At 63.6% G+C, this 21,645-nt stretch carries 17 protein-coding genes; 8 read left to right on the top strand and 9 right to left on the bottom strand.

Annotated features, from left to right (window positions below):
• Positions 1-2 precede the first annotated feature (2 nt).
• Entirely contained in the window at positions 3-443 is a 441-nt protein-coding gene (locus KUF59_RS27765) for a RidA family protein (RefSeq protein ID WP_212459275.1), read from the top strand.
• 61 nt (positions 444-504) lie between these two features.
• On the opposite strand, the gene KUF59_RS27760 is transcribed toward KUF59_RS27765, so the two are convergent.
• Positions 505-774: a DUF2249 domain-containing protein gene (locus KUF59_RS27760; protein WP_212459274.1), complete on the bottom strand. Its 270-nt coding sequence runs from the start codon at positions 772-774 to the stop codon at positions 505-507.
• Between the two features lie 70 nt (positions 775-844).
• Entirely contained in the window at positions 845-1,726 is an 882-nt protein-coding gene (locus KUF59_RS27755; RefSeq protein WP_212459273.1) for a ferritin family protein, read from the bottom strand.
• A 177-nt stretch (positions 1,727-1,903) separates the two neighbouring features.
• Here KUF59_RS27755 and KUF59_RS27750 point away from each other — a divergent pair, with 177 nt between their 5' ends.
• Genes KUF59_RS27750 through KUF59_RS27720 form a run of 7 tightly spaced genes read left to right on the top strand, consistent with a single transcriptional unit; the run spans position 1,904 to position 10,806 of the window.
• Positions 1,904-4,177: a NosR/NirI family protein gene (locus KUF59_RS27750; RefSeq protein WP_258770036.1), complete on the top strand. Its 2,274-nt coding sequence runs from the start codon at positions 1,904-1,906 to the stop codon at positions 4,175-4,177.
• Positions 4,178-4,193: 16 nt separating this feature from the next.
• A complete protein-coding gene (gene nosZ / locus KUF59_RS27745) occupies positions 4,194-6,143 on the top strand; it encodes a TAT-dependent nitrous-oxide reductase (protein WP_212459272.1) in 1,950 nt (649 codons plus the stop codon).
• A 14-nt stretch (positions 6,144-6,157) separates the two neighbouring features.
• Complete coding sequence (locus KUF59_RS27740) at positions 6,158-7,516, top strand: nitrous oxide reductase family maturation protein NosD (protein WP_212459271.1); 1,359 nt, start codon at positions 6,158-6,160, stop codon at positions 7,514-7,516.
• Positions 7,513-8,424 carry an ABC transporter ATP-binding protein gene (locus KUF59_RS27735; protein ID WP_212459270.1) on the top strand — a complete coding sequence of 304 codons (912 nt, stop codon included), beginning with the start codon at positions 7,513-7,515 and terminating at the stop codon, positions 8,422-8,424. The genes KUF59_RS27740 and KUF59_RS27735 overlap by 4 nt, the downstream gene beginning before the upstream one ends.
• Positions 8,421-9,248 (top strand): ABC transporter permease subunit, encoded by an 828-nt coding sequence (locus KUF59_RS27730; RefSeq protein WP_212459269.1) that lies wholly within the window; start codon positions 8,421-8,423, stop codon positions 9,246-9,248. Before KUF59_RS27735 ends, KUF59_RS27730 begins: the two co-directional genes overlap by 4 nt.
• Complete coding sequence (locus KUF59_RS27725; RefSeq protein WP_212459268.1) at positions 9,245-9,796, top strand: nitrous oxide reductase accessory protein NosL; 552 nt, start codon at positions 9,245-9,247, stop codon at positions 9,794-9,796. Before KUF59_RS27730 ends, KUF59_RS27725 begins: the two co-directional genes overlap by 4 nt.
• Positions 9,797-9,807: 11 nt before the next feature.
• Positions 9,808-10,806: an FAD:protein FMN transferase gene (locus KUF59_RS27720; protein WP_212459309.1), complete on the top strand. Its 999-nt coding sequence runs from the start codon at positions 9,808-9,810 to the stop codon at positions 10,804-10,806.
• Between the two features lie 5 nt (positions 10,807-10,811).
• On the opposite strand, the gene KUF59_RS27715 is transcribed toward KUF59_RS27720, so the two are convergent.
• From KUF59_RS27715 to KUF59_RS27685, 7 genes are all read right to left on the bottom strand, one after another.
• The gene (locus KUF59_RS27715; protein ID WP_212459267.1) at positions 10,812-11,924 is read right to left on the bottom strand and encodes an ABC transporter permease; all 1,113 of its coding nucleotides are present in this window, start codon (positions 11,922-11,924) and stop codon (positions 10,812-10,814) included.
• A 2-nt stretch (positions 11,925-11,926) separates the two neighbouring features.
• Positions 11,927-14,710, bottom strand: coding sequence for a ribosome-associated ATPase/putative transporter RbbA (rbbA, locus tag KUF59_RS27710; RefSeq protein WP_212459266.1), 2,784 nt, complete (start codon positions 14,708-14,710; stop codon positions 11,927-11,929).
• Positions 14,707-15,777, bottom strand: a complete 1,071-nt coding sequence (locus KUF59_RS27705) for an HlyD family secretion protein (RefSeq protein WP_212459265.1) — start codon at positions 15,775-15,777, stop codon at positions 14,707-14,709. Before KUF59_RS27705 ends, rbbA begins: the two co-directional genes overlap by 4 nt.
• 3 nt (positions 15,778-15,780) lie before the next feature.
• The gene (locus KUF59_RS27700) at positions 15,781-18,933 is read right to left on the bottom strand and encodes an efflux RND transporter permease subunit (RefSeq protein WP_212459264.1); all 3,153 of its coding nucleotides are present in this window, start codon (positions 18,931-18,933) and stop codon (positions 15,781-15,783) included.
• The gene (locus KUF59_RS27695) at positions 18,930-20,174 is read right to left on the bottom strand and encodes an efflux RND transporter periplasmic adaptor subunit (RefSeq protein ID WP_212459263.1); all 1,245 of its coding nucleotides are present in this window, start codon (positions 20,172-20,174) and stop codon (positions 18,930-18,932) included. Before KUF59_RS27695 ends, KUF59_RS27700 begins: the two co-directional genes overlap by 4 nt.
• A 63-nt stretch (positions 20,175-20,237) precedes the next feature.
• Positions 20,238-20,522: a hypothetical protein gene (locus tag KUF59_RS27690; RefSeq protein ID WP_212459262.1), complete on the bottom strand. Its 285-nt coding sequence runs from the start codon at positions 20,520-20,522 to the stop codon at positions 20,238-20,240.
• Between the two features lie 503 nt (positions 20,523-21,025).
• Positions 21,026-21,583: an HdeD family acid-resistance protein gene (locus tag KUF59_RS27685; protein WP_212459261.1), complete on the bottom strand. Its 558-nt coding sequence runs from the start codon at positions 21,581-21,583 to the stop codon at positions 21,026-21,028.
• Positions 21,584-21,645 lie beyond the last annotated feature (62 nt).

Here is a 21,645-nt window from a genome sequence, read left to right as displayed (position 1 = left end):
CGATGAGTGCGATGAGACTGCCGGCTGCCACCGCGGCCGCCAAAAGCAACGGCTTGCAGGTGCTCCAGCCGAGCGGATGGCCGCAGCCGAAGGGATATGCCAACGGCATGATGGCCGACGGACGCTACGTCGTCACCGGCGGCGTTGTCGGCTGGGACACTTCTGGCCGGTTCGCCGACGGGTTTGTCGCGCAGGTGCGTCAGACGCTCGAAAACATCGTCGCAATCCTGGCCGAAGGCGGCGCCCGGCCGGATCATCTGGTACGCCTGACCTGGTATGTCGTGGACATGGACGAGTACGTTGCCAACCTCAAGGCACTCGGCAAGGTCTACCGCGAGGCCGTCGGCACCCACTATCCCAGCATGGCGCTGGTGCAGGTCGTCCGTCTCGTCGAGCCGACCGCGCGCGTCGAGATCGAGGCGACCGCGGTCGTGCCCCGCTAAAGAAGCGGGGCCGTCTGGCCGGGATCGGCGTGGCGCCGGAAGAATGATTGGATCTGGTGGCTCATTCATCGTGGGCGGCACGGCCGACGCAGACACGCCAGAGATCCGGGCCGCTTTCGACATAGTCCCAGGTGAACGCGCCCGGGTACTTGATATCGAACAGGTAGCGCAGCGGACGCGGGTCGTGGTCACTCACGACAGAGAAGAACTGCCCTTCGTCCAGCTGATCAAACGTGTTGAAGATCAGGGGGTGACGCATCGGCCGCGGAATCGCGCGGACATCAATAGTCGTTTCTTGGGGCGGGTGATCGACAAGCTGCTGTTGTTTCATGGCTCAGCATCAACCAGAATGCGGATCATGTCTTTGTCGCTGCGCAAACCTCGCAGACATCAGATGTCTATCATTCAGCCTGGGATGCGATGGTCCGAAGGTCTGCCAGCCGGGCGATAGAGCGCGCCGCGAGCTGCTGCGCCAGTTCCAGCCGGGACTGGTCGACGGCCCTGTCGGCCTCATCCAGATAAATCGAAGACAATTGCTCCGCGTGACGAAGCGCGCGACGCTTGATCTCGTCGAGTGCCTCAGCGTGCGGCAGCGCATCGTTTGCCCCGGGCATCGGACCTTGTGAGCCGTCTCCGATCAGGGACAGGAGGTGGCGTCGCTGTGGCGCGGGCGCCTCCTGCGACCACCGATAGATGTCCCGGAGAAGCAGGCTTTCGAGCAACGCTGCCGAGGACAGCTCGTTGGCTGCCGGCGTGTCTCCCGCAACAGCCTCTCTTCGCTCGGCCCGCCATGCCAAGCGGCGTTCGCGACGAAGCAGATTGCCGTCACGTAGCGCCTCGCGGGCCATACCCTCGGCGGCCGTGCGCACGCTTCCGGTTTCCGCGAGCGCCGCAACATAAGTCCAGAAGATGAAAGCACGTTCGCGGTGCCTGACGGCGAGGGCCCATGCGCCATAGGCGGTCGACAGTAGCGAGTTCTCGAGATCGGAGAGCTCTTCCGCGGGAACCAGGTCCATCGGCATCCAGCGGAGATCGGCCGGGGTCGGCGCGCGTCCGATGGCCGCGATGCAGCTCTCTTCGATCGCTTGAGCGCGTTCTTGTTCCCGTTCGCTCAGCACTTCGAATACGCAGCGGACGGGCTCGAAGGCCTTGTCGCCAGCCACCGCGAGCTTGCGATAATGCTGGGCGGCGCGCCTGGTCTGGGTGATTGCAATCGCAAAAAGTTCGCCGATGTTCCGGACCGGAGCGGGCGGTTCTGTGGCCAACAGGGGTTCGCTGCGCATCTTGGGTTCCATTCAGGGCCGCGGAGCTTGGCCTGATCCGCACCGCGCGTATTTGAGATAGCGCAAGATCAAGCTCCGGCTGAGCTGTTACAAGCGGCGCGATTCAGAACAACGGCGTTCTGCTAACTGGAAGCGGCGCCCTTGAGAAAGTACTTCAACATCCAACTGTTCTTGGGTGTGGCCCTGGCCATTTTCGGCTGGATCGGCTTTGGCTGTCCGGCCGATGCGTCTGGCAGACTGGCCGATTATCTGCCGAAAGCCGAACCGGGCGAACTCGTTCCCGGTGCAAACCGGCTTGGATTACCGCAAGGCGATCCGGCGATCGTACCGGCATACAAAGACGACCAGCTTCTCGGCTTCGTCTATCTGAATTCAGACTTCGCCAACGCAACCGGCTACTCGGGCAAGCCGATCCAGCTTCTGGTCGGAATCAACCCGAAGGGCGTCCTGACCGGCCTGAAGCTGGTCGAGCATAAGGAACCCATCGTTCTCGTGGGTATTCCGGAAAAACGGATCCTGGAAGCCGTCAACAAGCTGATCGGCACCGACATGGATCCCGTCGTGCGCGGAACGGTGCCGGCGCCGCAGGTCGATATTGTCAGCGGCGCGACGGTGACCGTTCTCGTTATGGGGGACAGCATCGTCCGGTCCGCGACCAAGCTCATCAGGAGCGGTCGTCTCGGTGCTCCGGGCAATGCGCCTGCCGGCGTTGCGCCTCAAGCCGCCAAGGCTATTGATCCCGGCAAGAGTGCGATCCGCGATTGGCAAAGCCTGGTCGGTGACGGCTCCGTTCGCCGCCTGACCCTCTCCCTTGCCGATGTCAACCAGGCTTTCGAGAAATCCGGCAATGCGGCAGCGGCAGCCCGTCCGGAGGAAGGAGAACCCGGCGACACCTTCATCGACCTGTATGTCGCCGACGTTGCGGTGCCGACGATCGGCCGCAGCCTGCTTGGCAACGATGGGTACGATCGCCTGGCCGCGAGGCTCAAGCCGGGCCAGCAGGCTCTCGTCGTTGCGGGGGCGGGCCGCTACTCCTTCAAGGGGGCGGCTTACGTTCGCGGCGGGATCTTCGACCGGATCGAACTGATCCAGGAGACCAACAGCATCCGTTTCCGCGATCGCGACCACACCCGGCTGGGGAGCCTCGAAGCCGAGGGTGCGCCCGACTTTCCCGAGATCGCACTTTTTGTCGTGCCGGCTGAGTTCAACTTCGATCCGACTGAACCGTGGACGCTGCAACTGCTCGTGCAGCGCGTCGTGGGCGCGCGCGACAAGGCATGGGTGACCTTCGAACTGGGATATGCGCTGCCCGATGCCTACGTGAAGCGCGAGCCGGTCAAGCCCGCGGCGCAACAGTCAGCCGCCCAGCCGGCCAAGACGCCGGGCGGGGCGCCCGTATCGACGGCAGAGCAGCACGGTGCCGCGGCGACCCCTGCAGCCGAGGACGAGCCGCTGTGGACGAAGATCTGGCGAGGCAACATCGTCAAGATCGGCACGACGGTGCTTGCGCTTGGCGCGCTCACGCTGATCTTCTTTTTCCAGAATCAACTCGTGCGCCGCCCGCAGGTCTACACCTGGGTGCGCCGGGCTTACCTCGCGTTCATCCTGGTATGGCTCGGCTGGTATGCGAATGCACAATTGTCGGTGGTCAACGTCCTGACGTTCGCCAATTCACTATTGACCGGCTTCAGTTGGGAATACTTCCTCTCGGCGCCGCTGATCTTCCTGCTGTGGTGCTCGATCGCCGCCGGGCTGTTGTTCTGGGGACGCGGCCCGTTCTGTGGCTGGCTCTGTCCGTTCGGCGCGTTGCAGGAGCTGCTCAACAACGTCGCGCAGGCGGTGAAGATTCCGCAATATCGATTGCCATGGGGTCTTCATGAGCGGCTGTGGCCGCTCAAGTACATCATCTTCCTCGGCCTTTTCGGGATGTCGTTGTACTCGACGGCGTTTGCGGAGCAACTCGCGGAAGTCGAGCCCTTCAAGACGACGATCGTCCTGAAGTTCGCGCGCGAATGGCCGTTCGTCATCTACGCGCTGACGCTTCTATCCGCGGGATTGTTCGTCGAGCGCTTTTTCTGCCGTTACATGTGCCCGCTTGGCGCGGCGCTGGCGATTCCGGGTCGCATCCGCATGTTCGAATGGCTGCGCCGCTGGCCTGAATGCGGCTCGCCCTGTCAGCGCTGTGCTAACGAGTGCCCCGTGCAGGCGATCCATCCCGAAGGGCACATCAATGTCAATGAATGCATTTACTGCATGCATTGTCAGGAACTCTACTTCGACGACCATCGCTGTCCGCACATGATCCAGGTCCGGCTGAAGCGCGAGAAGCGCGAAGCGCTGTCGTCGTCGTCGATGCGCAGCGGCGGCAAAGGACCTGGCACGATCATCACGGCGTCCGGCAAGCCAGTTGCGCTACCGCGCGCAGAAGCCATCACCCCACCGTCAACTTGAAGCCCAGGAGGCCAACATGAGTGAGAACGAAAATGGAAAATCCGTCAGCCGGCGTACCTTGTTGGGGACCACGGCTGCGGCGGCCGGTGTAGGCCTTGCGGGCGGGGTCGGCCTGTCGAGCGACGGTCGCGGCCTCGTTACGACTGCGGACGCGCAGACCAAGGCAGCACCAAAGGCGCCAGCTGCGCGCCCGGCGGTGCAGAAGACCGAGGTGGCACCGGGCGAACTCGACGAATATTACGTGTTCTTCTCCAGCGGCCAGTCCGGCGAAATGCGCATTGTCGGCCTGCCCTCAATGCGCGAACTGATGCGCGTTCCCGTGTTCAACCGCTGCAGCGCCACGGGATGGGGACAGACCAATGAGAGCCTGAAGGTGCTGACCGAAGGGATGCAGCCGGCCACGCGCGAATTGCTCAAGAACCGCGGCGGCACGTTCATGAACGGCGACCTGCATCACCCGCACATCACGTTCACCGACGGCACCTATGACGGCCGCTATGCGTTCATGAACGACAAGGCCAATACCCGGGTCGCGCGCGTGCGCCTCGACGTCATGAAGTGCGACAAGATCATCGAGTTGCCCAACCAGCATACGGTCCACGGTCTCCGGCTGCAAAAATATCCCCGCACCGGATATGTGTTCTGCAATGGCGAGGATGGCGTGCCGCTTCCGAACGACGGCAAGGTGCTGGACAAGCCGAAGGAATACCAGGCGATCTTCACGGCGCTGGATGCCGATACCATGAAGGTCGCGTGGCAGGTGATCGTCGACGGCAATCTCGACAACGTCGATGCCGACTACCAAGGCAAATATGCGTTCTCGACTTGCTACAATGCGGAAGGAGGCGTCACCCTGGCCGAGATGACGGCCAACGAGCAGGATTGGGTCGTGATCTTCAACCTCAAGCGAATCGAAGAGGGTGTGAAGAAGGGCGACTTCAAGGAACTGAACGGCGTGCCGGTGCTCGATGGCCGCAAGGGCTCCCCCTACACGCGTTACGTCCCGGTCTCGAACAACCCGCACGGCATGAACACCGCGCCCGACGGCATCCATATCGTCGCGGCCGGAAAGCTGTCGCCGACCGTCACGGTGATGGACGTTCGGCTGTTCGACCAGTTGTTCGATGACAAGATCAAGCCGCGCGACGTCGTCGTGGCCGAACCGGAACTTGGACTTGGGCCGCTGCATACCGCCTATGACGGCAAAGGCAACGCCTACACGACGCTGTTCCTCGACAGCCAGGTCTGCAAGTGGAGCATCGATCTCGCAAAACGCGCGTTCAAGGGCGAGAAGGTCGATCCCATCATCCAGAAGCTCGACGTTCACTACCAACCCGGTCACAACCACTCCTCCATGGGCCAGACCAAGGAGGCCGATGGAAAGTGGCTGATCTCCCTGAACAAGTTCTCCAAGGACCGCTTCCTCAATGTCGGTCCGCTGAAGCCGGAGAACGATCAGTTGATCGACATATCGGGCGACAAGATGACTCTGGTCCATGACGGTCCGAGCTTCGCCGAGCCGCACGATGCAACGATCGTCCATCGGTCAAAAATCAACCCGATCTCGATCTGGGATCGAGCCGACCCGATGTTCGCGGATGCGGTGAAGCAGGCGAAGGCCGACGGGATCAATCTCGAAGCCGACTCCAAGGTCATCCGCGACGGCAACAAGGTCCGTGTCTACATGACCTCGACGGCGCCGGCGTTCGGCCTCGAGACCTTCCAGGTCAAGCAGGGCGACCAGGTGACCGTCTATGTCACCAACATCGACGCCGTGGAGGACCTGACACACGGCTTCTGCATCGTGAACTATGGCATCCAGATGGAGGTGGCGCCGATGGCGACGGCCTCGGTGTCGTTCGCGGCCGATAAGCCCGGCGTCTACTGGTACTACTGCTCGTGGTTCTGTCATGCCATGCACATGGAGATGAAGGGCCGCATGTTTGTCGAGCCCAAGATGGCCTGAAACGAGGACAGATCGTGCGTCTCCTGCAACGTCTCATCCCGGCGGCGATCTTCGTCGCCGGGGTTGTCGGTCCCACCAGCGCGGCGGAGCTGAAAGCCGTCGCGGACCAGCCGCTTCAAGCGGTGCTGGACCGCGCGCAGGAAGGCGATGTCGTCAAGCTGGCGCCCGGCGTTTACAAGGGTGGGATCAGGATTGACCGTCGCCTCGTTTTGAACGGATCACCCGGTGCCGTGCTCAGTGGCGGCGGGTCCGGCAATGTCATCACCGTGGTCGCGCCGGAGGTCACCATCCGGGGTATCACCATCAGGGAATCCGGCCGCGATCTCCAGGCCATGAATTCAGGGATCTTTCTCGAGAAGACCGCAGAGCGTGCGGTGATCGAAAACAACCGCCTGGAAGGAAACCTGTTCGGCATCTACGTTCACGGCGCGGCGGGCTCCCGCGTCGAACGCAACGTCATCGAAGGATTGCGTGAGGGCCGCCGCAGCGAGAGCGGGAATGGTGTGTCACTCTGGAACGCGCCCGACGTCACCATCGCGGAAAACACCTTCCGCTACGGCCGAGACGGCATCTTCACGATTACCAGCCGCAAGGACCGCTTCATCAACAACCGTTTCGAACAGGTGCGCTTCGCGGTTCACTACATGTACACCAACGACAGCGAAGTCAGCGGCAATTTTTCCGTGCGCAATACCGTCGGCTACGCCATCATGTATTCGAACCGACTTGTGATCCGCAACAACGTCTCGGACCGCGACCGGGACTACGGGATACTGTTCAACTACGCCAACTACGCCGAGATTGACGGCAACCGGGTCGTTGGCGGTCCGTTGGCCAATGTTGCGGTCGACCGCGAAGGTCCGAGCGACGAGAAGGACATGGTGCCCGATATAAGGCCGGCGCGGGATGTGCGCAGCGGGCCGGAAAAATGCGTGTTCATCTACAACACCAACCACAACAAGTTCCGAAACAACTGGTTCGAACGGTGCGGCATCGGCGTTCACTTCACGGCCGGCTCGGAAGGCAACGAAATTTCCGGCAATGCCTTTATCGGCAACCGAAACCAGGTGAAATACGTCGGCACGCGCGATCTCGACTGGTCGAAGGGCGGACGCGGCAATTACTGGAGCGACAACCCGGCGTTCGACCTGAACGGAGACGGCATTGCCGACACCGCTTATCGGCCCAACGATCTGGTCGATCGCGTGCTGTGGACGGCGCCGTCCGCCAAGGTCTTGATCAACAGTCCGGCGGTGCAGGTTTTGCGCTGGGCGCAGGCGCAGTTTCCGGCTCTCTATCCCGGCGGCGTCGTTGACAGCCATCCGCTGGTGGCACCGCCGCCGAAGCCCTCGTTCGCGTGGAGCCATAGATGACCGCTACCGTGTCCGTGACCGGTGTCGACAAGAGCTATCGCAAGGTGCGTGCGCTGCGCGATGTCTCGTTCTCTCTCGTCCCCGGGCGGCTGAGCGCGCTGGTGGGCCATAATGGCGCCGGCAAGACCACGCTGATCAAATTGATGCTGGGGTTGATCCGCTCCGACCGCGGCGAAATTCGCGTGATGGGGCAGGATCCGGCGGCGGGGGAGTTTTCGGCACGCCGGCTCCTTGGCTATCTTCCCGAAAACGTCGCCTTCAACGCGGCCCTCACGGGGCGCGAAACACTGGCGTTCTACGCGCGTCTGAAGCACATCAAACCGGCCTCGGCATGGGCGCTGCTCGACCGCGTCGGATTGAGCGATGCCGCCGATCGTCGCGTCGGGACCTATTCCAAGGGCATGCGGCAGCGATTGGGGCTGGCCCAGGCGCTGCTCGGCCAGCCGCGCGTGCTGTTGCTGGATGAGCCGACCACGGGACTCGATCCGGCGCTGCGGCAAACGTTTTACGAGATTCTGAACGAATTGCGGGACGATGGCGCCACCGTCCTGATTTCGTCCCACGCGCTCAACGAACTCGAAGATCGCGCGGAGCACGTGCTGATCATGAACCGCGGCCGGTTGGTCGCGCAAGGCACGTTGGCGGAGCTGCGTTCGATCTCGCAGTTGCCGATCCGGGTCTCGCTCGATCTGGAGGCCGGCGCCGATGACGCAATTGCCGGCCCGATCGTGGACGAGACTATTTCGGCCGCGGGGCGAAGAACTGTGCTGGTAGCTGATGAAAAGGGAAAAATGGATCTGTTGCGCGCGGTGACGAACGATCCCCGGGTCAAGAATATCGAAATTGCGGCGCCGACCCTAGACGATCTCTACGCACATTTCCTCAACACGCAGGAGAAGGCCGCGTGAGGACAGTTGCAATTATCGCCTTCAAGGAGATCCAGGAAGGCCTGCGGAATCGGTGGGTGCTGGCCACCACGCTGCTGCTGGCCGCTCTTGCCTTGTCGCTGACGTTCCTCGGCAGCGCGCCGACAGGCAATGTGGGTGCCGGCGCCCTCGACGTGGTGGTCGTCAGCCTGTCCAGCCTGACGATCTTTCTGTTGCCGCTGATCGCGCTTCTGATTTCGCATGATGCTGTGGTCGGTGAAATGGAGCGGGGGACGATGATCCTGCTGTTGAGCTACCCGGTAGGTCGCGGCCAGGTCATCCTCGGCAAATTCTGCGGTCACGTCCTGATCCTCGCCTTCGCGACGATCCTCGGTTACGGCGCGGCGGCCGCCGCGCTCGCGATCACCGGCGCCTCCGTACTGGCGGCAAGCTGGTACGCCTTCGCTTCCATGCTTGGGACGTCGATCATGCTTGGGGCTGTGTTCGTGGCGATAGGATACTTGATCAGCAGTCTGGTTCGCGACCGCGGCACCGCGGCAGGCGTGTCGGTCGGCATCTGGCTCTTGATGGTGTTGGTGTTCGATATGGCGTTGCTTGGTATCCTGGTGGTCGACCAGGGACAGATCGTCTCGGCAACGGTCCTCGAATGGCTTCTGTTTCTCAATCCCACGGATCTTTACCGCCTGGCGAATCTCACCGGTTTCAATGTGAGCCAGTTTTCCGGCATGGCCGGGCTGTCGGGAACCGCGACCACCGGCATTGCTGCGCTATTGCTGGGGCTGCTGGTTTGGATCGTGGCGCCGCTCGGGCTTGCGACAACCTTCTTCGCGCGGAGGGAACTATGACCCCAAGATCCATCGGTGCGATCATCTTCGCGGCGTTGCTTCTCGTTGGCTGCAATGCGGACACGGGCAATACCAACATGCCGCCGCCATTTCCGCTGACCCGCGATGCGATGGGCGTCTTTTGCGGCATGAACCTGACCGAGCATCCCGGACCCAAGGGGCAGATCATCACGGTGGGCCGCATCGATCCGTTCTGGTTCTCCTCGGTCCGGGATACCGTGGCGTTCACCTTGATGCCGGATCAGCCGCGTGACATCCGGGCGATCTACGTCTCGGACATGTCCCGCGCGGCGAGTTGGGAGGAGCCTGGCGCAACGAACTGGATCGACGCGCGGAAAGCGTTTTTCGTGATCGAAAGCCGCAGGCAGGGCGGCATGGGCGCGGCGGAGGCGGTGCCGTTCGGCGACCGGGCGGCAGCCGATGGGTTCGCGGCTGACAATGGCGGGCGCGTGGTGACGCTTGCGGAAATTCCCGGCGCCTACGTGCTGGGGAGTGATACGGCAGGCGGGTCTGTCGAACATGATCGTGGGGATGTCAGGCTCAACTGAGGATCTCGATGATGCAGAATCCCAATCTCACGCGGCGGCGGATGATTGCAATCACGGCGGCGGCAGCAGGTTCCGCTTTCGTGGGCGGCGCCCGCATCGCTCGAGCGGGAGAAGCTGTCCGCTGGCACGGATCGGCGCTTGGGGCACAGGTCTCGATTGATATCTATCACCCGGAGCGTGCCGAGGCAGCGCGATTGGTCGATAGCTGTCTTCTCGACGTGCGGAGGCTGGAGCAGCAATTCAGCCTGTATCGTCAGGACTCCGCGATAAGCACGCTCAACCGCACGGGCGTCCTCGTTGCGCCGGATCCGGACATGGTGGCTCTGCTGGAGGCCTCGCTGGCCTTTGCCGACCTGACCGACGGCGCATTCGATCCGACCGTTCAGCCGTTGTGGCGGCTCTATGCCGACCACTTCTCATCAGAGCGTCCGGATCCGAACGGGCCGCCGCGGGAGCAAGTCGTTGAAGTGCTGACGAGGGTCGGCTGGCGCGGGCTGCTGGTGAGGCGGGATCGCATTGCTCTGGCGCATCGCGGCGCTGCAATTACTCTGAACGGCATTGCGCAGGGGTTCGCAACCGACAAGGTCGTCGAGAAACTGCGAGAGGCGGGCTTGTCGACGACCCTCGTCAATATGGGAGAGATACGCGCAATCGGACCGAGGCCCGAGGGTGGGCCGTGGCGTGTCGGTCTTGCGGATCCGGATCGACCCGGTGCGCTCACCGAGACGATCGATCTCGTCGACCGCGCCGTCGCGACAACGGCCGGCGCTGGATTCCGTTTCGACGCCGCCGGCCTGTTCACGCACCTCTTCGACCCCAAAACGGGATGCAGTCCGTCCCTCTATCGAACGGTCAGCGTGGTGGCGCCAAGTGCAACCGAAGCCGACGCTCTCTCGACCGCGTTTAGCCTGATGGCCATTCCTCGCATTCTGGACATCGTCGCCAGCCGTCCGAATGTCCAGGCGCGCCTGATCGATACAGATGGTCGGGTGACCGTATGTGGCGCGTGAGTCCGTTATCGCAAGAATTCTCTGAATCGTTGTAAAGAGAAGAAGAACAGGATCGCTCCGATCGCCAGCAGGGCGGCAATCTGCGGCCAGACCACGGCTATCCCGGCGCCGCGGAACAGCACGGCCTGCGCGAGGATGACGAAGTGGGTGTTGGGGGCGGCGAGCATGATGTTCTGGATGATCTCGGGCATGCTCTCCCGCGGCGTTGTCGCGCCCGACAGCATTTGAAGCGGCATCAGGACGAGCATCAGGAGCAGACCGAACTGCGGCATGCTGCCGGCGGCGGTCGCCAGGAAGATGCCCATGCTGGTGGTGGCGAAAAGATAGAGCGCGGTGCCGAACAGGAATAGCGGAATCGAGCCGCTGATTCGGACCGCGAGCAATCCCTGCACGATGAAGATGAGCGACACGCTCGCGGCCACGAGGACGACAAGGCCCATCGACCAGATCTTGCTCGCCATGACCTCGAATGGCGTCACCGGCATGACCAGAAGATGCTCGATCGTGCCGTGTTCGCGCTCGCGGATCAGCGCCGCCCCGGTCAGAATGATCGACAGCATGGTGACCGAGGAAATGACGTTGTTAATGGCGCCGAACCAGCCCTTGTTGAGCTCGGGGTTGAAGCGCGCCCGCAATGCCAGATCGATCGGGAGGGGTGCGGCTGAACGGTAGCGGGACAGGAACTCCCCGACCTCGGCGGTGAGGATCGACTGGATATATCCGCTTCCCGTGAATGCCTGCGACATGCGGGTCGCATCCACATTGAGCTGGATGGCAGGCGACCTTCGCGCCAGCAGGTCACGCTGGAAGTTCGGCGGGATGTTGAGCGCGAAGGTGTCGAGGCCCGCGTCCATGCGGGCCATCATCTCCGACTGCGGAATGAGCCGCGGGACCGTAAAGAAAGGCGGGTTGAACGCCGTGATGACGCGCGTGGCGGCCGGCGACTTGTCCTCGTCGACGACGGCAAGCGCGGCCTGGTTGAGCGTCTCCGGCTGTGCCCTGGAGGCGGTGTAGATCGAGACCGTGAAGGCATAGACGATCAGCCCCAGCATCATCGGATCGCGGAACAGTCCCCGCAACTCCTTGATGCCGAGCTCGACGATATTGCCTGTCCGCATGACTAGTTCGCCTGTTTCCTCAAGAGTGCGACGCCGAGGCCGAGCAGCACCGGGATGGTGATCAGCAGCGCAATGAACGGTCCGGACAGATCGCCGAACTCGAGCCCCTTCGAGAAGGTGCCCCTGGTGATCGTGACGAAATGGGCGGTCGGGTAGATCCGTCCGATGACGGCGCCCGCGCCCTGGAGCGATGACACCGGGTCGACCAGCCCCGAATATTGCGTCGCCGGGATCATGGTGAGCAGCGCGGTCGCAAAGATGGCTGCGATCTGGCTCGTCATGAACGCCGAGATCACGAGGCCCATCGCGGTGGTGACGATAGTGTAGAGAAGCGCTGCGCTGGCGAAGGCTGCGAAGCTGCCGGTGAAGGGAACACGGAAGATGAACACGGCAAACGCCGTCAGCAGGAAGAAATTCAGCATGGCGAGCGCGACGTACGGAATCTGCTTGCCGACGAGAAACTCCAGGCGGGTGACCGGCGTGACGTAGAAGTTGATGATCGATCCCAACTCCTTCTCGCGCACGACGCTCAGTGTCGACAGGATCGCCGGGATGATCAGAAGCAGGATCGGGATCACGGCGGGCGCCATCGCTACGATGCTCTTGATGTCGGGGTTGTAGAGGAAGCGGACCTCGATCCCGAAATCGCCGCTCGTGGCGGCATTGCCGTAGAACTGGCGGGCACGCTGCGTCAGCCAGGTTGTGTGCATCGCCTGCACGTAGCTTCGCACGGTCTCGGCGCGCGAGGGCATCGCGCCGTCGACCCACGCGCCGATCTGGACGTCGCTGCCGCGCGCCACGTCGCGTCCGAAGCCAGGCGGAATTTCGAGCGCGAGGCTGAGTTCGCCGCTACGCATGCGGCGATCGAGATCGTCATAGTCGGTGATTGGCGGAAGTTCGGTGAAATAGCGCGAGCCCGCGATTTGCAGGACGTAGTCGCGGCTGATCGTAGTGTCGTCGCGATCCATGGCGGCGAAGGAGAGATTCTCCACGTCCATGTTGATGCCGTAGCCCATCACGAACATCAGGATCAGGCTGCCGACGATGGCAAGGGTTGCGCGAATCGGATCGCGCTTGAGTTCGAGCGCCTCGCGTTGCGTGTAGGCAAACATGCGTCGCGGATCGAAGAAGCTCGACGCGCCGTGCGTCGTGCCGGGCGCCTGGGCGGCTGCAGCTTTTATCGCGGGATGCGGTGCGGTGTCAGCCTCGGCGGTTTCGGGTGCGCCGATCGCATCCGTGAGATAGGCAACAAAGGCCTCTTCGAGGCTGCCGCCGCCGCGCCGCTCCGCAATCCGTCCCGGCGTATCGCTGATCATCACCTTGCCGGCATGCATCAGCGAGATGCGGTCGCAGCGCTCCGCTTCGTTCATGAAGTGGGTCGAGACGAAAATCGTGACGTTGTCCTGCCGCGACAGATCGGACAGGATCTGCCAGAAGCCGTCGCGCGCCACCGGGTCGACGCCGGAGGTCGGCTCATCCAGGATCAGGATGTCGGGCGCATGGATCATGGCGACCGCAAGCGACAGACGCTGGCGGACGCCGAGCGGCAGCGCGTCGGGCAGGGCGTCGATCACCTTGGTCAGGTCGAAGCGCTCGACCATGTCGCGGATCCGGCCGTCGATGCTGTCGGGCGCAAGCCGGAACAGGCGGGCATGCAGCTCCAGGTTCTGCCGGATCGTCAGCTCGGAATAGAGCGAGAAGGCCTGCGACATGTAACCGACACGACGGCGAATCTCCATGTCATTGGGATCGACCTCGTGCCCCAACAGCTTGGCTTCGCCTTCGCTGGCCGGCAGCAGACCGGTCAAAACCTTCATGGTCGTGGTCTTGCCGCAACCGTTCGAGCCGAGGAAGCCGAAGATCTCGCCACGGGCAATGCGAAAGCTCACACGGTCAACGGCGGTGAAATCGCCGAACCTCACCGTCAACTGCTCGGCCTCGATGGCGATCTCGTCGTGCTGATCGCCCACGCGAGGCGGGATCACCACCTCCTTGTGGTCCCGCCGTTGCTCCTCGGGGAGCAGGGCGATGAAGGCCGCATCGAGATTACCCGTCCCGGTCTGCCGCAGCAGCTCGGCGGGCGTGCCGGTCGCCAGCACGCGCCCGTCGTCCATGGCAACCAGGAGATCGAAGCGCGCTGCCTCCTCCATATAGGCGGTGGCGACGATCACGCTCATGCCGGGACGGCCTTCGCGAATACCCTCGATCAGCTCCCAGAACTGCCGGCGCGAGAGCGGGTCGACACCGGTGGTCGGCTCGTCGAGGATCAACAGGTCGGGATCGTGGATCAGTGCACAGCAGAGGCCGAGTTTTTGCTTCATGCCGCCGGATAACTTGCCGGCGGGCCGATCCGTGAAGGGGGAAAGGCCCGTGTCCTTCAGGAGCTGTCGGATTCTCTGCTCGCGTTCGCGCCTGTCGTGGCCGAACAGGCGGCCGAAGAAATCGACATTCTCGAACACGGACAGGGTCGGATAGAGATTCTTGCCCAGGCCCTGCGGCATGTAGGCGATCTGGGGACAGGTCCGCCGTCGGTGTACCGCGTCGGCCATATCGCCGCCGAGCACGTGAACCCGTCCCTCCGTGATCGTGCGCGCGCCAGCGATCAGGGCAAGCAGACTGGACTTGCCCACGCCGTCGGGTCCGATCAAGCCGACCATGCGCCCTGAAGGAATATCGAGCGTGATGCCGTCGAGCGCGCGCGTCGTGCCGTAGGACAGCCCGACCGCCGCAAGGCTTATCACGGGCGCCGAAGGAAGGGGGCGCTCTCCGTTCGACGGGATGCTCATTTGACCAGATGTTCCGTCAGTTGAGCCGGCCACTCAGCATTCGGATCAAGGCGGATGAAGGCGCGGCCGGGTAGGCCGGTCTTGACCTGTTCGATGTTTCTCCGCAGCAGCTCTGGTGAAATATGTGCCCTGATGCGGAACATCAGCTTTTGACGCTCCTCTTCGGTCTCGACCGTCTTGGGTGTGAACTGCGCGACATTGGCGACGAACGTCGCCTTGGCGGGAATGACCCATTGCGGAGCGGCATCGAGTACGAGGCGGACTTCCGAACCAATGGCGACGCGGCCGGCCTGCGCCGTCGGCAGGAAGAAGGTCATGTAGACGTCGCCGAGATCGACGAGGTTGAGCACGCGTCCGCCAGCGGTCAGGACTTCTCCCGGCTGGGCCACGCGGAACTGGACGCGTCCATCACGCGGCGCACGCAGCGTCGAGTCGTTGATGTCGGCCTTGATGCTCTCGATCGCGGCCTTCGCTGCCTCGACGGCGGCTTCTGCATCGACCACCTGTGCTTCGGCGGCGCTGATCGCAGCTTCCGACCCCGCGAGCTGCGCTTCCGCCGCCGCTACGGCCGCTGTCGCCCCGTTGGCAGCCGCGCGGTCGTCATCGAGCACCTGCTGCGACACGGCGTTGGTCCTGATCAATTGCTCGGAACGCTGCAGCTTGCGAGCGGCCGCATCCAGTTCAGCGCTGCGCTGCGCGATCACCGCAGTCGCGGTTTTCTTCTCGGCCTCGCGCTGGGTCACGAGACTCTTGGCCGTGTCGATGCCGATCTTGGCACGGCGTAGCTGCGCCTGCGCCTGGCGGTACTGCGCCTCGAGCTGAACCGTGTCCATCTGCGCCAGCGCCTGTCCCGCCGAGACCAGATCGCCTTCGCGGGCGAGGATGTCGCGGATGCGCCCGGCCGTCTTGGTCGCGATGTCGATTTCGACGGCCTCGATGCGGCCATTGCCGCTGGCAAATCCGGGCGGAAGGCTGTCGCCACCGAGCCTCTGCCAGGCAAAATAGCCGCCTGCGCCAAGGACTACGACGAGAAGGGCGATCAGCCAGCGTTTTCGATTGCTTGTCATGGTCTAGACCGTGTCATCCACAGGCGGCGTCAGCCGATTGGTTGGTTTGGAAGCCTCCTTGGCGCGCTCGCGCAGGCGCTGGAATGTCACGTAGAGCATCGGGATCATGAAGATCCCGATCGAGCTTGCGGCGAGCATGCCGGCGAAGACGGCGGTCCCGACAGCTCTGCGGCTGATCTCTGCGGCACCAGCTGCGATCACGAGCGGCAAGAGACCCAGAATGAAGGCGACCGAGGTCATCATGACCGCACGGAAGCGCATATGGGCTCCCTGGATCGCCGCGTCGTTGAGGCCCACGCCGGCTTCACGGCGCTCCTTCGCGAACTCGACGATCAGAATGCCGTTCTTGGCGGCGAGTGCGATCAGCACCACGAGCCCGATCTGGCCGTAGAGATCGAGATTGAGGCCCGCGAGCTTGATGCCGACATAGGAGCCCAGCACGCCGACGACGACCGACAGCAGCACCGGAATCGGGATGATCGTGCTCTCATAGAGCGCGACCAGGAATAGGTAAGCGAACAACACGGCGAGCATGAGCACAGTGCCGGTCTGGCCGGCGGCCTGCTGCTCCTGATAGGCGGTGCCGGTCCACGCGAAACTGTAACCCGAGGGCAGCACGGCATCGGAGAGTTGTGCCATCGTGGCAATCGCAGTGCCTGAGGAAACGCCCGGCGCCGGGCTGCCGTTGACCGTCACCGAGCGATAGTTGTTGTAGCGGGTGATCACCTGGGGCCCGGTCACGATCTTGACGCCGGCCAGCGATCGCAAAGGCACCATCTCGCCCGTGCTGTTGCGCACGTAGATTCGCCAGATGTCTGAGATGTCCGCGCGATCGAACGCTTCGCCCTGAACGTTCACCTGCCAGGTGCGGCCGAACAGGTTGAAGTTGTTGACGTAGATGCCGCCAAGCGTCGCCTGCAGGGCGGTGAAGATGTCGTTGATGCCGACGCCGAGCGCCTGCGCCTTGCGGCGGTCGATGTCGAGATACAAGGACGGATTGGTCGCCGTGAAGGTCGAGAAGACGCGCGCCAGCCGCGGATCGGCGTTTGCGGCGCCGATCAGCGCGCCCGTGACGCTGGAGATTGCGGCCGGGCTCTGTCCTTCCAGCGCCTGGAGCTGGTATTCGAATCCGCCGCCGGTGGAGAGCCCGATGATCGGCGGCAGGTTGAACGGCAGCACGTTGGCCTGACGGATCTGCGCACCGGCCGCGAAGGTGCGTGCGATCAATGCTTGGGCCGAATCCGCGGCCGCCGTACGATCGGCAAACGGCTTCAGGCGTGTGACCACCAGCGCGCTGTTCGGTTCGGACGCGCCGTCGAGCAGGGAGAAGCCGATGATGGCAAGGACGTGGTCGACGGCCGGCATCTGCTTCAGGAGTTGTTCGATCTGTTGGGTGACTTCGCTGGTTCGCGCCACCGACGCGCCGTCCGGCAGTTGCACCGAGGTGAAGAAGGCGCCTTGGTCTTCCTCCGGCAAAAACCCCGTTGGCGTGATCAGCGACATGCCGAAGATGCCGGCGGCAAACACCGCGACGAGGAGGAGCGATAGTCCGGCCACGCGCACCAGCCGCCGGACGCCACCGCTGTAGCGATCGCGCAGCCAGTCGATGCCGCCGAGGACGCGGCCCATGATGCCGCGCCGAGGGCCGGTGTGACGCAGGAACAGCGCGCACAATGCGGGCGACAGTGTCAGTGCATTCAGCGCCGAAATCATCATAGCGGCGCTGATCGTCACCGCAAACTGACGAAACAGTGTGCCGGAGATGCCGGGGATGAATGCGATCGGCACGAATACGGAAAGCAACACCAGCGTGATTGCAATGATCGGCGCGGTGATCTGCGTCATGGCCTTCTTGCTGGCCTCGGCCGGAGAAATATCCGGCTCTTCCTCCATGACGCGTTCGACGTTCTCGACGACGACGATGGCATCGTCCACGACGATGCCGATGGCGAGCACCATCGCCAGCAGCGACACCGTATTGACCGTGTAGCCGAACGCCAGCAGGACGGCGATGGTCCCCACCAGACTCACCGGGACGGCAATGGCCGGAATCACCGTGGCGCGCAGGTTGCCGAGAAACAGGTAAACCACGATCACCACGAGGACGAAGGCCTCGGCCAGCGTCCGCAACACCTCTGCGATCGTATCTCGAACGAAGCTCGTGGAATCGTATTGCACGAGGTAGTTCAGGCCCGCGGGAAACCGCACGGCCAGCCGCTGCATCGTCTCCGCCACGGCCCGCGCCGTGGTTACGGCATTGGCGCCGGGCGCAAGGTAGATCGCGACCGGCACGGCGGCGCGCCCGTCGATCCGCGCTTCGCTGTCGAGACTTTGCGCGCCCATCTCGACGCGGGCGACGTCCTTGACGAGCAGTGACGAACCATCGGGATTTGAGCGAAGAACGACATTGGCGAATTGATCGACCGTCGCCAACCGGCCGAGGGTCTGCACGTTGAACTGGAATTGCTGGTCGTCGCTGACCGGTCGTGCGCCGATGCGGCCGACCGGCGCCTGGACGCTCTGCGCACGGATGGCGGCAATGACGTCCGACGGGGTCAGGTTGAGGCTGGTGAGCCGCTGGCCATCGAACCAGATCCGCATCGAGTAGTTCATCTTGGCGAACAGGTTGACCTGGCCCACCCCGGACGTGCTGGCGAGGGCATCGAGCACGTTGATGATGGCGTAGTTGGTGATGAAGAGCGGATCCTGCTGTCCGTCGGCGCTGTAGAGCACGAGGAATTGCAGGATCGCCGAAGACCGCTTGCGCACGGTCACGCCCTGTTGCTGCACCTCCGTAGGCAGTTGCGACAGTGCACTCTGGACGCGGTTGTTGACGTTGACCGTATTGATGTCGGGATTGGTGCCGAGCGCGAAGGACACCGTGAGCGTATAGGTGCCGTCATTGGCGCTGGTCGATTTCATGTAGAGCGCGCGGTCGACGCCGATCACCTGCGCTTCGAGGGGCTGGGCGACGCTGCTCTCGACGACCTCCGCGGAGGCGCCGGGGAAGGTGCCGGCGACGGTGACCTGCGGCGGCACGATGTCCGGAAATTGCGCCACCGGGATTTGCGTGAGTGCCAGCGCACCAGCGATGGTGATGATGAAGGCAACCACCATCGACAGGCGCGGACGATCGATGAATACGCCGGATATCATGGCTTGGTGTCCGCCGGGCGCGCCGTGCCGGAGGTGCCGCGATCCGCGTGCGGAGCCGCATCGCCCGCGCCGGGCTTCATGCTCGACAGGATCAACGGACTTGCCGGTCCCGGCGACACGATCTGGCCGGGGCGAACGCGTTGCAGTCCTTCGGCGATCACCTGATCGCCGGCCGCAAGGCCGCTGATCACGGCGGCGATGGTGGGGGTCGACTGTCCGAGCTGGATACGCCGCTGCTCGGCCTTGTTGTCGGGGCCGACGGTGAGCGCGTAGTCGCCCTGCTGGTCGGAGAGCACTGCGGAGCGGGGGATTGCGAGCACCTCGACCGGCTGCACACCTTCGAGAACGACGGTGACGAATTCGCCGTCGGTCAGCTCGTGAACGGTCACGCCTGCTGCCGAAGGGGCACGCAGGATCGGGTTGGCGATCTCGCCCCGCACGGTGATCGTATCGGTGTTTTGCGCGATGGTGTTGTCGACGAAATTCAGCTTGCCGGATTGGCCGTATGTGCGGCCATCCGGCAGCCGCAGCCTGATCACCACCGCTTCCAGGCCGCCTTGCGGTCCGTATCGTTCGCGCAGTTCCAGCCCCTGGCGCAGCGGCACCGGAAAGGTGACGTGCATCGGGTCCTGGCTCACGATGGTGGTCAGCACGCCTGAGCTTGGACCGACGACGTTGCCCTCTGTCACGGCTGTGCGTCCTATCTTGCCGTCGATCGGCGCGCTGATCAGCGTGTAGTCGAGATTTATTCGGGACGCCTGGGCCTGTGCCTGTGCGGCCTGCACCTGGGCTTCCAGGCTGCGCTGGTTCGCGATTGCCGCGTCATAGGTGGATTGTTGGCCGGCCGGTCCGCCGAGCAGGGTGCGCGCGCGCTCAGTCGTCAGCTTCGCGTTGTCGAGCGTAGCCTGGAGCTGCGCGACCTGCGCCTCTTTGGATGCGAGATCGGCCTCGAAGGGACCGCGCTCGAGCCGATAGAGCTCGTCGCCTTTCTTGATTTCGGCGCCCTCGTTGAACAGCCGCTGTTCCAGGAACGCGGTGACTCGCGCGACGACGTTGACCCGATTGATCGCCTCGATCCGCCCAAGGAATTCGCTGGTCTCGGTGATGGGTCGCCTGGTCGCCTCGACGACACCGACCGCGGGCGCACCGCCCGGAGCTGGCTGGGTCGAGCCAGCCCCGCACATAGCGATCGTGACAAGGCTCGCTGCGAGCAGTCTGAGCGAGACCTTCGCAAGGTACATCTTGCACTCCTTGCCCCAAGCGCGGAAAGAACTGAGAGGATCAGCGGTCTCCGAAGAACAAGCTCACTCCTGCGAAGGCCGATTGCTGCGCGCGGACTCGTCGTAACCCCTGCGATAACTGTAGAACATGAGCGTGATCAGGCCGCACCCGGCCACGAGAACCAGGATGGCGGCAACCCCCATGATGATGTTGCCCTGGAGTGTCAGCGGTGGTGTCGCTCGCCATATCGACACGCCGTAGCAGATCGTCCCAACGAGAAGAGCCGCCAGAACGGCCGCAACAAGCCTTCGGTGCTTGTTGCGTCCGGATCGCTTCGTCACCGGGGTAGAGGCTTGTGCAGTCTTCATGACAAACCCGCTGATACATTGCGTGGACCGCGAGAGACGCTTCTAGTACCAGCGCCATCCGCAATGACGACGACCGCGATGCCACCAGCAAGCCCAGCGGCGCCTGCGCCGCGGCGGCCGGCCCCAGCCCGGGGCAGGGCCCCAACCGGGAGTAGTTCCCCAACCAGGAGCGGCCGCCGGTCCCGACTGCCAGCCGCATCGGCGCCGACCGCGATCCCACCAGCAAACCCAGCGGCGCGTGCGCGGTGGTGGCCGGCCCCAGCCGGGGGCTGGCCCCCAACCGGGAGCGCCCCAGCCGGGAGCAGGCGGTGGTCCCCACCACTGCGCTTCAGTCAGGACGTCTGACGGCTTGCCGGCCAGGCCAAGATTGGGATCAATCGGCATCGCTTCTGCAGCGTCGATAAAACGTACCCCGACGGCGCCGATCGCTGCGGCGGCAACAGCATTCTGAGCGAGGGCCAGGAAAGCCCGGCGGCTAGTGTTCATCGTCTTCTCCTCTCTTGCTACGCGGTCCGGCGCACGGACTGAACCGCATAGAGTAGCCACGCCAGGCCATGCGAGATCAGGTCGACGCCAAGCAGGAATCCAAGGAGCCAGACGCTGATGGTGGGGAAACCGAACAGGATCAAAACACCGGCGAGCAATCCGAAGGTGCCGGAGATCAGCATCATCCAGCCGCCCTGTCGCCAGCGGGCGAAACTCAGCACGGACCGAATGGCGCCGGACGCGATCAGCACGGCGCCGAGGAGATAGGTCAGGATCAGGGCGCCGGACGCCGGCTGCGTGAGCAGCAGGAGTCCGAAAGCGAGATAGAGCGCGCCGAGGATGATCTGCCAATGGAAGCCGCCCCATCCCTTGGTCCAGAACGCATGCATGATCTCGAACGCGCCGGCTGCGATCGCCGTCAGCCCGATCAGCTTGACGCTGAGGATGGTCGCAAAGGCGATGTCGCCGAGCGCGAAGAATCCGGCGGCGATCAGCACGATGCCAAGCAGTGCGCAGACCCAGAGTGGAGGCGGACCCAGAGCTTCGATGCCGGAATGGCGTTCATAGACTGTCATGCCATGCTCCTGATCTGCGTCGTGATCGGCACTCCCGGGATGGTATCTTCCGACCCGCAACG

The sequence above is a fragment of the Bradyrhizobium arachidis genome, from assembly GCF_024758505.1.
GTDB classification, from domain to species: domain Bacteria; phylum Pseudomonadota; class Alphaproteobacteria; order Rhizobiales; family Xanthobacteraceae; genus Bradyrhizobium; species Bradyrhizobium manausense_C.
The sequence above is the reverse complement of the archived record's forward strand: the minus strand, read 5'-3'. Positions and strand labels throughout refer to the sequence as shown.